16 protein-coding genes are annotated in these 11408 nt (G+C 53.2%); 10 read left to right on the plus strand and 6 right to left on the minus strand.

Going from position 1 to position 11408, the window contains the following annotated elements:
* Positions 1-3 precede the first annotated feature (3 nt).
* Positions 4-942: a tRNA-5-methyluridine(54) 2-sulfurtransferase gene (gene ttuA, locus A3L09_RS01895; RefSeq protein ID WP_088857371.1), complete on the minus strand. Its 939-nt coding sequence runs from the start codon at positions 940-942 to the stop codon at positions 4-6.
* Between the two features lie 93 nt (positions 943-1035).
* Here ttuA and A3L09_RS01900 point away from each other — a divergent pair, with 93 nt between their 5' ends.
* From A3L09_RS01900 to A3L09_RS01920, 5 genes are all read left to right on the plus strand, one after another.
* On the plus strand, positions 1036-1551 hold the full coding sequence (locus A3L09_RS01900; protein WP_088857372.1) for a CDP-2,3-bis-(O-geranylgeranyl)-sn-glycerol synthase: 516 nt from the start codon (positions 1036-1038) through the stop codon (positions 1549-1551).
* A 51-nt stretch (positions 1552-1602) separates the two neighbouring features.
* Positions 1603-2880 (plus strand): tRNA (N(6)-L-threonylcarbamoyladenosine(37)-C(2))-methylthiotransferase, encoded by a 1278-nt coding sequence (locus tag A3L09_RS01905; RefSeq protein ID WP_088857373.1) that lies wholly within the window; start codon positions 1603-1605, stop codon positions 2878-2880.
* Positions 2881-3108: 228 nt separating this feature from the next.
* Positions 3109-3513: a hypothetical protein gene (locus A3L09_RS01910; RefSeq protein WP_088857374.1), complete on the plus strand. Its 405-nt coding sequence runs from the start codon at positions 3109-3111 to the stop codon at positions 3511-3513.
* Between the two features lie 40 nt (positions 3514-3553).
* Positions 3554-4642, plus strand: coding sequence for a DUF2341 domain-containing protein (locus A3L09_RS01915; RefSeq protein WP_157727181.1), 1089 nt, complete (start codon positions 3554-3556; stop codon positions 4640-4642).
* A gap of 10 nt (positions 4643-4652) precedes the next feature.
* Positions 4653-5234, plus strand: a complete 582-nt coding sequence (locus tag A3L09_RS01920) for a signal peptidase I (protein WP_088857376.1) — start codon at positions 4653-4655, stop codon at positions 5232-5234.
* Here the strand turns inward: A3L09_RS01920 and A3L09_RS01925 are convergent, their stop codons facing one another.
* Both A3L09_RS01925 and A3L09_RS01930 read right to left on the minus strand, forming a co-directional pair.
* Positions 5235-5588 (minus strand): cupin domain-containing protein, encoded by a 354-nt coding sequence (locus A3L09_RS01925; RefSeq protein ID WP_088857377.1) that lies wholly within the window; start codon positions 5586-5588, stop codon positions 5235-5237.
* A 33-nt stretch (positions 5589-5621) separates the two neighbouring features.
* The gene (locus tag A3L09_RS01930) at positions 5622-6125 is read right to left on the minus strand and encodes a ferritin-like domain-containing protein (RefSeq protein ID WP_088857378.1); all 504 of its coding nucleotides are present in this window, start codon (positions 6123-6125) and stop codon (positions 5622-5624) included.
* A gap of 180 nt (positions 6126-6305) precedes the next feature.
* On the opposite strand from A3L09_RS01930, the gene A3L09_RS01935 reads away from it, so the two are divergent.
* The 3 genes from A3L09_RS01935 (at position 6306) to arcS (ending at position 9333) form a co-directional block, all read left to right on the plus strand.
* A complete protein-coding gene (locus tag A3L09_RS01935) occupies positions 6306-6593 on the plus strand; it encodes a hypothetical protein (RefSeq protein WP_088857379.1) in 288 nt (95 codons plus the stop codon).
* A 118-nt stretch (positions 6594-6711) separates the two neighbouring features.
* Positions 6712-7617: a coiled-coil protein gene (locus tag A3L09_RS01940; RefSeq protein ID WP_088857380.1), complete on the plus strand. Its 906-nt coding sequence runs from the start codon at positions 6712-6714 to the stop codon at positions 7615-7617.
* A gap of 9 nt (positions 7618-7626) precedes the next feature.
* Positions 7627-9333, plus strand: a complete 1707-nt coding sequence (gene arcS, locus A3L09_RS01945; RefSeq protein ID WP_088857381.1) for an archaeosine synthase subunit alpha — start codon at positions 7627-7629, stop codon at positions 9331-9333.
* On the opposite strand, the gene A3L09_RS01950 is transcribed toward arcS, so the two are convergent.
* Entirely contained in the window at positions 9311-9793 is a 483-nt protein-coding gene (locus tag A3L09_RS01950) for a DUF3368 domain-containing protein (RefSeq protein WP_088857382.1), read from the minus strand. The two genes, arcS and A3L09_RS01950, sit on opposite strands and share 23 nt — an antisense overlap.
* Positions 9784-10056, minus strand: coding sequence for a UPF0175 family protein (locus A3L09_RS01955; RefSeq protein ID WP_088857383.1), 273 nt, complete (start codon positions 10054-10056; stop codon positions 9784-9786). The genes A3L09_RS01950 and A3L09_RS01955 overlap by 10 nt, the downstream gene beginning before the upstream one ends.
* A gap of 80 nt (positions 10057-10136) precedes the next feature.
* Here A3L09_RS01955 and A3L09_RS01960 point away from each other — a divergent pair, with 80 nt between their 5' ends.
* Both A3L09_RS01960 and A3L09_RS10820 read left to right on the plus strand, forming a co-directional pair.
* Positions 10137-10436, plus strand: coding sequence for a DUF2103 domain-containing protein (locus A3L09_RS01960; protein WP_088857384.1), 300 nt, complete (start codon positions 10137-10139; stop codon positions 10434-10436).
* 113 nt (positions 10437-10549) lie between these two features.
* Positions 10550-10699, plus strand: coding sequence for a hypothetical protein (locus A3L09_RS10820; RefSeq protein ID WP_157727183.1), 150 nt, complete (start codon positions 10550-10552; stop codon positions 10697-10699).
* A gap of 38 nt (positions 10700-10737) precedes the next feature.
* On the opposite strand, the gene A3L09_RS01965 is transcribed toward A3L09_RS10820, so the two are convergent.
* Complete coding sequence (locus tag A3L09_RS01965) at positions 10738-11373, minus strand: hypothetical protein (RefSeq protein WP_088857385.1); 636 nt, start codon at positions 11371-11373, stop codon at positions 10738-10740.
* Positions 11374-11408 lie beyond the last annotated feature (35 nt).

Genomic DNA, 11408 nt, shown 5'->3' on the forward strand with positions numbered 1-11408 from the left:
GAGTTATTTTGTGTTCTCCATTGCGCCTCTGATTTTGAAGTCAATAGGCTCCTCCAGCCCCCAGAAGCGGCAGAATGAACACACTTCACCGCTGGATGGCATACCGCAGACCTTGCACTCCCTCAGCTCGGTCTCCTCAAGTTCGGCCTCGAAGAGGTGCTTCTTTCTCAAATAGCCTTTAACGAAGTTTATCTTCGTCCCGGGCCTCTTCTCCTCCATCTCGTTGAGAATTCCCTTCCACTCCAGGGTCGTTGCCCCCCTCGCGTGCGGGCACTCGTCTATCTCGTACTCTATGCCGTTAGCTAAAGCGTATGCAACAACCTCCCTCTCCGTGAGCTCGTAGAGCGGCTTTACCTTCTTGACGAGCTTGCCGTTGAACTGGGACGGAGTTACCGGCCCCTGCTTCGCCAGATACTGCGTGTTCCAGTTCATTATGTTGTTGAAGATGAAGCTGGCCTCGTCGTCGAGGTTGTGGCCGGTTGCTACCGCGTCGAAGCCGTTGTCGTAGGCGAACTTGTTGAAGATGTAGCGCTTGGTTAAGCCGCAGTAGGAGCAGGTAGGCCTCCTCGTCCTTACCTCTCCAATCCCGTGACCCAAAAGCTCCTTTACACGGACGATGTGAAGAGGAGCGCCTATCTTCTCGCACTGCTCCCTGGCGTAGCGCTCGCCCTTCTCCGAGTACTCACCGATGCCCAGGTTTATGTGGAGGCACTCTATATCGTAGCCGAGCTTTTTGAGAACGTGGGCGGTAACGGCAGAGTCCTTGCCCCCGCTGACGACGACTAGAACCCTCTCGTCCGGCCTCAGCATCTTGTAGCGCTCTATCGTTCTCTTCACCTTCCTCTCAAAGTACTCGGTGAAGTGCTCCTCGCAGAGGTACATTTTTGGGTAGTGGAGCTTGATGAAGGCGGGTTTCTCGCAGAACTTGCATTTCACAGGCATTCCCTCACCCCCGCCCGGTTTCGAAGACGGTTTTAAAAACCCTTTCACCGGAAGACTTTTTAAAGCGCCCTCTAACTTCCAGCGGTGGAATCAATGGGATGGCTCTCATCACTCCTCTGGGCCTTCTGGTACATCCTTCCGGCTTACTTCGCCAACGCTTCCCCCGTCCTCGTTGGGGGAGGGAGGCCGATAGACGGCGGCAGGAAGTGGAGAGATGGAAAGCGGATCCTCGGCGACGGAAAGACTTGGAGGGGCTTCATCGGGGGGGTTCTAATCGGAACAGTCGTTGGCATTCTCCAGTACGTTCTAACCCCCAGCTTCTACGGCTCCCTGGGGGAGGCAGTTCTCCTGGCTTTCCTCCTCTCCTTCGGCGCCCTCGTCGGTGACTTAGTGGGGAGCTTCATAAAGCGCCGCTTTGACCTCCCCAGGGGCTATCCGGCAGTCGGCCTTGACCAGCTCGGCTTCCTCATAAGCGCCATGGCCTTTGCCTATCCCGTTAAAACGATATCCTCCGGGCAGATGCTCGCACTCCTAATACTCACCCCTCTGATCCACTGGTCCGCCAACTACTTTGCCTACAAAATGGGCTGGAAGAGCGTTCCCTGGTGATGGCCACTTCTGTCCCCTTAACTTTTTAAGCCCATCGTTGAGGCCCCGCCGATGGTAAGGGTTTACGTCGAGAGCTACGGCTGTACAAGGAACAGGGCGGACGGCGAGATAATGGAGGCCCTCCTTCTCAAAGCCGGCTACGAGTTAGCCGAGACTCCGGAGAATGCCGATTACGTAGTCGTCAACACCTGCGCCGTTAAGGATCCAACGGAGCACAAGATGGCCAGGAGAATCCGCGAGCTGATAGACTCCGGCAGGAGGGTGATAGCTACAGGATGCCTCGTCCACGTTAACCCCGACGTTATAGACCCCCGCGTCTCCGGAATCCTCGGGGTTAAGAGCTTGGACCGGATAGTTGAAGCTATAAACGCTGCCGAGCGCGGTGGAAAGCTGGTATCGGTTGAAGGCTGGCGTGAGAGGAATCCCGACAAGCTCGAACTTCCACGGCTGTGGAAATCGGGGGTCGCCTTCGTGGTGCCGATAAGCGAGGGCTGTCTCAACGCCTGTACCTACTGCGCCACTAGGTTCGCCCGTGGAGTTCTCAAGAGCTACAAGCCGGAGCTCGTGGTGAAGTGGGTAAAGGAAGCTCTCGCAAGGGGTTACAGGGAGATACAGCTCTCCAGCGAGGACACAGGTTGCTATGGCTTCGACATCGGCACGAACTTAGCTAAGCTCCTCGATGAGATAACGGCGATTGAAGGGGATTTCAGGGTTAGGGTAGGGATGATGAACCCAAACCACGTCCTAAAGTTCCTCGATGAGCTGATAGAGGTCTACCAGGACCCGAAGATCTACAAGTTCCTCCATCTGCCGGTCCAGAGCGGGGACGATGACGTGTTGAGACGCATGGGGAGGACGTACACGGTTGAGGAGTTTGAGGGGATAGTCCGCGAGTTCCGGGGGAAAATCCCGGGTTTGAACCTCAACACTGACATAATAGTCGGCTTCCCTGGAGAGAGCGATGAGGCGTTTCAGAACACCGTCGATCTCGTGAGCAGGGTCAGGCCGGACAAGATAAACGTCTCCCGCTACTCACCGAGGCCGGGCACGATAGCGGCGAAGTGGAAGCAGATCCCGGGCTGGAAGGCCAAGGAGAGGTCGAGGATCCTTCACAGACTCCGCCTCCAGATAGCCTACGAGATAAATCAGGCCTACCTCGGAAGGAAGGTTGAGGTTTTGGTGCACGGGGCCGGTGAGAAGGGGGGAGTTGAGGGGAGAACGTTCAACTACAAGGACATCATCCTCGATTCTGGCGAGGCTGGTATGCTGGGTGCGGCCGAGGTGACCTGGGCAGGCTCCACCTATTTAAGGGGCACACTCCTGGGTTAGAACGTACTATTCCCCGTTGTCCTCCCTTTCCAGCATCTAGAGTTTCTACGTGACGATGATGGTATTTTTGGGATTTCTTCAAGATGTGGCCGACTGGGCTGTAAAATAACCACCTTGTCTTGTTGTTGGTCCAAATATGCCCCGAGATGCCTGTAAATTGTTTAAGAAACGTTTTTATAGTTCAATTTCCAAAACTGACGTCTGAGGATCTAATTGGAGGTGTGTTAAATGCGCAGAAGGGCGAATCAGAAGAAACTCATCCCGCTTGTTCTGGCCCTGCTGGCAACGATGGTCGGGGCGGCTCTGGCTGTGCCAGCCATTAATGTGAGTGTTCAGGAGCTTGACAAGGGAACTGGGGGCTACACTCAGACAGTTTCAAGTGCGGCTGTTAACTGGGAGCTCCAGTTCCAGGGCGGGCAGTACGTAGTTACCGGGGCAATTATACATCTCAATCAGGACCCACAGGGCAATGGACATGTGTATGTTGTGATCAATGGCAATAACTATGAAGCTCAGTACGATTCAAACAACGGGTACTATACTGTAGCGTTCAGTCCAGCCCTCAGTCTTGACGATATCTCCAACATCAACACGGTCACTATAGTCTACCAGGGACAAGAGGTTAACGCGTGATCCAGTATTGCCCTTTTCTAAATTTCTTCTTCACCTGTTAATGGCCATGACACGCCACCACGTCCCCCTAAAACCCCTTAGTCTCTCCCTCGTGTTCCTTCTCTTCGCCCTAGTCGTAACTCCTGCTCTTTCGGTTCCTTCCATCAGCTTGAACGTCCAGTCGATAGAATCCTGCACCGCTGGGAGATACTACATCGACGTCAACATCACCAACCTCGAAGGAGCTACCCTAGTCAATCAGACCTTCAACGTAACTATCCCCGCGGACAGAATACCTGCCTATTCCCTGCTCAAAGCTGGCAACGTCTACGCCGTCGATGAAAACGGGAACCCTCTCTACTACTGGGTCATGAGGAGGACATCGAAAGTTTTCACTGTCTTCTTCAGGGTTCCCAGGATAGAAGCCAACGGCTGGAGGGTTGTAAGGATCTACTACGGCTCCGACAATCCTTACAGGGGTTACAGAAAGCCTGGAAAACTTTTCGTTTACTTCGAGAACTTCAACCGGCTTAAAAACTATCCTCACGTGGACACGGGCATCTTCGGTAACTCACAGTCCTTCGCGGATGGTGAGTTGCAGGTGAAGAACGGAAGACTCGCGGTAAATTCCACACTTTCCAGTGGCACCTCAAAGGAGGCCCAGCTCACCACGCTGACCGTTGATGGTTCATACGAGATAGTCTTTAAGTTCCGCAGGGGATCTGATGCCCAGAACTCCACCAGCTATCCCTTTTACATGTTCATCTACGACCCTGATTGGGAAGGCTATGATTACATCGGGATCCGTGAGAAGGGTTCTAGGTTCAAGTTCGAGTTCGGGAACGACTGGAACGGGAGAAAGATGGGCTCAAAAGCCGGAAAACAGTACTATCTCGGCGAGATACTCGTGACTCCCTACAACAGCACCGGAAGGGTTGAGAAGTTCTCAAATGGAAAAACTCTGGTCTCCCATGGGTTCGAGAATTACTACGAGTTCTTTTACTCCACCGTCTCGGTGGGCTTCGGTCAGGCCAACGGAGGCTCTTCCACCGTTAATCTTCTAGCCTATGTGGACTGGGTTTATGTAGTGCACCGTGTTAATTACGACGCTGAAATCGGTGAAATGGGAGTGGAATGCGGCTGTAATTAGGTGGTGTTAAATGGTAAGACACCGGATAGGTCTAATCTCCCTGATCTTATACTCTCTCCTTGCGTTTGTCCTCCTAATCGTGGTTTTCCACTTCGCCTTCGGCTTTCAGTACGTCGTCATCCTGACGGACTCGATGAAGCCCACCATAAACCCCGGTGATCTCGTGGTTACCAGACCCGTTTCTCCAGATGAGCTCCACGTCGGCGACATCATCCTCTATCGGGTGACGGTGGGGGATTCCACGTACAGGATAACCCACAGAATCGTCGATGTTAGAACCGACGAGGATGGAAACCTCTACTACGTCACTAGGGGGGACAACAGAAAATACGCGGATCCCTGGAGGGTTTATCCGGATCAAGTGGTTGGCAGGGTGGTTTTAAGGATCCCCGGGGTTGGCAACGTTCTTTTGAGGGCTCCGCTCATAGCGGCAGTCTCGTTCATAGTGCTGATGGCTTCTATAGCCTATGAAATCGGAGTCATCCTGACGGAGGGGGAGGACTCTGAGGAAAGGGAAAAGGCTCTTCTCCAGAAAAATAGAAGGATGTACATGGTGAGGCGGGCCAGGAAGCCGGGGAAGGGTAACCTCTGATTACCACTTCTCCTCTGGGACGGCCTCTTTCTTTGCCGGAATGAGGCATAGGAACTCAAATGTCTCGGTCAGGGCCTTGTAACCGTGGGGCTCGTTGGGCGGAACGTAGAGAAAGTTCCCGGCCTTGACGTGGACTTCTTCCTTTTCGTTCGTTATTATTCCATCTCCCTTCATGATGAATATCTCGTGCTCCCAGTCGTGCTGGTGGATCGGTATTTCAGCGTCCTTTTTGAGGACGAAGTACCTCATGGCGAAGTTCTTAGCACCTAGCTTTGGATAGACGAGCCACCTTATAGTTACTCCCTCAAAACCTGTGTCCTCCTCCGGAACGTCCGTGTAGTGTCCGACGAACATGGTATCACCGGGGTAATGTGGGAGGGGAAATATTTAAACCTGGCGGGCCGCTCCAGCTTCGACCGCGGCGTTGTAGAGAGTGAGGAGTCTTTCGTAGGCATCTTCTTTTATCTCGGCCAGCTTCCCGAACAGCTCTGCAACTTTCTCCTCGCCCGTGAGCCTCTTGAGCTTTCTGTAGACGTCCCTGCCTATCATCTCCGACAGCAGGGCCATCCCAATGGCCTCTTCGACGCTTCCCACCTTGAGCATTTCACGGCACACCGGCAGGGTGTCTAGGGGTGGGGCGTTGAACTTCAGCGGTTCCATGCCGGGATAGAGATCCTTGAATAGCCCCCTTATCTGCTCCGCGTGCTTCCTCCTCTCCCGGGCCAGGGTCATGAACTCGGCGGCCAGGGCCCCCTCCACGTGATCCGCGAGCCACTCGTAGGTTTCCGCACCGCACTCCTCGTTGCATATTGCGTAGCTCAGGAGTTCGTAGCCGTTGAGGTTCTTCAGGAACGTCTCCACGTCTTGTATAATATCAACGTCTATCGCCATTTTCACCACCGTATATGGGTAGATTTTTTGTTGTATATACCATTTTCTTTGGGTTTGTTTCAATGAGAGTTTAAGCAATAGGAAAGCTTAAGTAGTGTAACCGTGCCCGTGAACGGTACTGTGATTCTTACGGGATTAGTTTTTCCGCGGGAGTACACAGTTTCGTCCGCCGGCGGTAGTGTGCGAGGTTATTACGGCGGGAGGGTTCGGATTAGGGCTTATCTCGGTGATGACGGGCTCCCCGATGCTTGGAGTGGTGTTGCACCGAAGCTGGAGCCGATATCCGGGATCGCCGTGAGTATAACGCCCGAGGTGCTCGACGTGGTTCCGGGGAGTAACGGGACCTTCGAAATTAGAATCTCGGCGGGAAGTGCAGCCTTCCGTGGAGTTTACCCCGTTTACATTGTTGCCTTGGGGGAGGACGGCTGGAGGGGATGGGCGGTCGTGGACGTGAAGGTGGATGGGTGAGCACAGTCTTCTGGGGAATTTTTGCTTTCCCAGCCAAAAAGTTTTTATTTGGTTTTTCCTTTCCCCCACCAGAAACGGTTTGAGTGCCTGTTCTAAAAAGAGGAGAGGGGTAAGAGCGATGCCAACGGTCAAAGTGGATCCAGAGGAAATAAAGAGGATCAAGAAGGAAATTGAGGCCCTGGAGAAGGAGAGGAGCGAAATCCGGGCCAAGCTCGACGAGCTCGAAAAGGAGCTCCAGAGCTGGATTCAAAAGAGGGACGAGAAGAACAAGGAGGTTCAGCAACTTCGCCAGAAGGGCAGGGAGTACAAGGCCAAGAGGGATGAAATCAATGCCCAGATACAGGCCCTTAAGAAGAACCGTGAGGAGATCAACGCGAAGCTTGACCTTCTCTATCAGGAGATACTCGAATATAGAACCAAGAGGGACGAGTACAACCAGCTTAGAAGGCTCAACATGCCAGCGGAGAAGATCCAGGAGAAGATCGAGAAGCTCGAGTGGGAGCTCCAGACCAACCCGAAGATAACCCCCGAGAGGGAGAAGCAGATCGTCGACCAGATCCAGGTTCTCGCGACGGAACTCGAGATAATCCAGCAGGCGGACAGGTTCCATAAGAAGCTCGTGGAGACCAGGAAGAAGGTCGACCAGCTTAAGAAGGCCAGGAGGGCCATAAGCCTCGAGATTCAGAAGTTGGCAAACCAGAGCCAGCAGTTCCACGAGATGATGATCAAGGCCTTCAACCAGGCGGACGAGGTCAAGAAGGAGGCCGACGAGTACCACGCCAAGGTCGTCGAGCTCCGCGACAAAGTCAGGGAGGTCAGGAGGCAGCTCAGGGAGCTTGAGAGGAAGATACGCGAGTACGACGACAAGCACAAGGAGCTCATCGCATACAGGCTCGTCGCCAGGATGAGGGCCAAGAAGGACAACAGCTTCGAAAAGGCCGTCGAGGCCCTTGAGAAGTTCAAGAAGGGAGAGAAGCTCACCCTCGACGAGCTGCTGCTTCTCCAGAGGTACAACCTCGTCTGAGGCCTCACCATGGAAGTTATCAGGCACGAGGGGCCCGGAAGGCTGGGCCTCGTTCGGCTGGGGGAGCACTCGTTCAGAACCCCCGCACTGGCAGGGGTAGACTTTACACTCTCCCCGTTCAACTCCTTCTTCCATCCCTCTGATCCCGGTGATTACGACTTCAACCTATCCCCCTCAATTCCCCTCGGCTTCTACACGCCGGAGGAGGTCATTCAGAAAGCAATTGGAAGGCTCTGGAGCATTGACTATGAAGGCTTCAACGCATTCTACCTTCCCGCCCTTAGGAGGACGGAGTATCTGGATGAGTTCTTCAAGATAATCGAGAGATACAACTTCGAAGCCGTCTACCTTGGCAACTCAAAGATCATCATCAAAGAGTACCGCTACTTCGTGAGAATTCTGAGGGAGCTTCGCGAGAGGTTCCCGAACGTCATGATCATAGCCGATTTGGAGCCCTTCTTCTATCCCCTCGCCGTTTATCTCGGCGTTGACGCCTTCGACACGCGCTCGCTCAAGCTCTACGACTTTGAGGGCAAGGGCTTCACCCAGTTCTCGCCCTTCGTCTGGAGCGATACCCCAAACTCCTTCGACTTCGCTCGCAAAACCATACTCGAGGTCAGAAAAGCCCTCGAAAGTGGAAAGCTCCGCTATCTCGTGGAGAACTTCTTCCCGACCCAGTATAACGCGGGAATCCTCAGGATAGCCGACCTTGAGCACTCGGATTACCTTGAGAGGTACACTCCGATTCAGAAGGAGACCGTCTATTTCATCAGCGACGCCTCCATAAGGAGGCCCGAGGTGAAGAGGTGGCACGAGCGCGTTGCTGAGCGGTTTGTCCCATCCAAGAATGCCGAGCTGGTCCTCCTATTTCCCTGCTCGGCCAGAAAACCCTATTCGTTCTCCCGCTCCCACACCCTCTACAGAAAGGCAGTTAAGGATGCTCTGGGTTCAGGAGTATTCAAAGTTCATGAACTCATCCTCACTTCTCCTTTCGGCGTCGTCCCAAGGGAGTGGGAGTGGTTAGCTAAGTACGACATAGTTGTTACGGGCCACTGGGGCGAGGAAGAGATAAAGCCGGCCGCGGAACTCTTAGCCAAAACTCTCGAAAAGTACCCGAAGGACGTGCCGGTGATAGCGCACCTAGATGAGGCCTACGTCGAGATCGCTAAGCTTGCCTCCGAGCTCTCCGGAAGGGAGATAATCTTCACCCGCGTTGAGAACGGGACGACGAGCAGTGAGAGCCTCCGCTCGCTCACTGAAACACTGAAGGAGTTCGAACTTCAGGCCACCAAGGAAGATAGAACCTACCGCTACTTCGAGAACATCAGGAAGGTCTTCGACTTCTACTTCGGAGCGGGAGCTGGGGAGGCGGTTCTCCCTGGGAATGGACAGGTTAAGGGCTCGAAGATGCTCCGCCTCCTCATCGACGGCCAGCAGACCGGGACGTTCAAGGACGGCGTTATAAGCGTCACACCCTTTGGAATGCAGCGTATATACGACGCTCTCAACTCCTACTGGGTGAAGGTGGACTTCGAGCTCCGCGGCGACGTCTTCGCCGTTGGGGTTGAAGAGGCTGATCCAGTAATCAGGCCGGACGACATCGTTGGAATAATCCGCGATGGGAAGGTTGTTGGCGTAGGAAAGGCAGTGCTCAGCGGCGAGGAAATGGTTAGGACGAGGAAGGGAGTGGCAGTTAAGGTGAGGAAGAGGGCATGACCTCTTCAAGTCTCTTTATTGGAGCGTAAAAGCCCTTCTTGAGCATTTCATTCAATATATTGTTTGCATCTTCCAGCTCAATGATGCCTCTTTTGACGCCAAGAACGAGGACTCCTATGGTGCCTGAAACCTTGACACCGAGCAATCTCGCTTTCTTTCTCGCGTCGTAGTCGTCACTGAGCAGAATTCCATTCCTAAACTTTGCAATGGCTATGCACGAGGCCTCTCCTTTTCCAAGACTTTGATTGAGAAGGTTGTAGAGTTCTCTCTCCGCCTCAGTAAGTTCGAGGACTTTTAGTGGAATTTCGAGATTTGGATATCTCCCTCGTTTTACCCCTACCTTGAACTCATCCACCACTTGGGGCGTTGTGACGCCATCTTTCCCCAGGATTGCTTTCATCAGGTCAAGGGACTCCGTCTTGGCGAAATTTGAAATAACTGTTGTATCCACTACAAACACCCTATCGCCTCCACCTCGGAAGCAATGTCGTCTCTGTCCGGCGTTCTTATGGGGATCCCTCGGCGCTTAAATTCTTCTACGACTTCCTCTCTGGTAACTCCAAGAACTTCGGCGGCTTTTCCAAGACTTATCAGCCCATCAAGATACGCGGAAATAATAATCTCCATAAAGAGTTCCTTATCTTGTTTTATTAGGGATAAGGCCCTCCTTGGCATAAGTTGGGCAACTTTTTCAAACTCCTTCAGTATCCAGACCTCTTCCATGCTTCTCCCCGGTCTATATCTGAGTAACTGAACTTAAGCATTGCGCAATATCTAAAAATCCTCCTTTTCTTATCCCTACCATGCCCAAGCACTTCAAGCGCGGAGTCAAGAGGGAGCATCATTTCCTCAAGGGCCTTGAGAAACCCCTGGAAGAGATAGCCGGCATTCCCGGAGTGAAAAAGGTAATCCCCGGGAGGATATACGCCAGCGATTCCAGGGGCTTTGAGATAAAGGTCACACGGGAAACACAGACCGGACTGAAGCTTGTCGCCAAGAGCGATGGGAGCGTTCAGGAGGTCTTCTTGGTCGTTGATAAAGCGGACAGGGAAAGGGTGAGGGTAGAGATAGAGAGAATCTCAGAGCGCTGGAAGAGGAATTAAATCCCTGCTCATGGCTTCATGGATGTGCCCCATAGTGAGGCCGAAAAAGTGAAATAACTTGAATCTATGGAAATATTTTTAAGCCAAAAATCTAAAAATCTGCGGTGGTGTGAGTGATCTCTATAAAGCGAGTTCTCAGGGGGATACTCAGGATCAACGCAGGTTTTGCCGTGGTCAGGATACGCTCCCTTGGCATCGTATGGCCGAAGAAGACCGACGTGGATCTGATTGAAACGATGGAGAGAAAATTCGGGAGAAACTGATTACTCCTCGAACTTGAGGCAAGCTGGACTTTCTCTTTTCACAGCTCCCTCTTCCCTTCGAAGAACTCAAGCAGTTCCTCGTCGCTTATCTCCTCCTCGGCTTCGGTATATCCAAGCTCCCTTTTCTGGAGGTCTATTAAACCCGGCGTCAGGAGGAGCTTTCCGTCAAGCTTTGGAACCGCATAGTGAAGCGTTATCTCGCTGAATTCGTCGAGCCTGATGGTTGGATTCTCCTCGTATTCTATCTCATCCAGCCGTTTTCCGTTAGCTATGAGCTTGGCCACTATTGAGGCCCCGTCTATCGAGTACTGGGGCTTCCCGATGTGTCTGACCTTCACCCCCTCCATCTTTGATGTTATGAACTCCCTCGTCCTCCCGCGCGGAACCGCATCGCCGAGGATCCCACCGACGACTATCATGGTGTCCTCCTCTATATCCTCTGGCTTCAGCTCCTCCTTCGCCTGGAGGTCGAGGACTATGAGCTTCGAGCGGTCGAATGGGAACTTCGTAACGCTCTCAGTAATGACGCTACCAAGCTTCGCGAGTTTTTCCCTCTCGTCCTCGCGGACGTTCGTGAAGATGAGCTTGTTTCCCCACCACTGGACGACGTGGGAGTACTCCAGCCAGAGCCACTCGCTTACCTCCTCAAGGTGCTCGATTATCAGGTACGGCATGGAACCACCCCTAAGGGCTTCAGGCTCCGCCATAA

The organism is Thermococcus profundus (assembly GCF_002214585.1).
Classification (GTDB): domain Archaea; phylum Methanobacteriota_B; class Thermococci; order Thermococcales; family Thermococcaceae; genus Thermococcus; species Thermococcus profundus.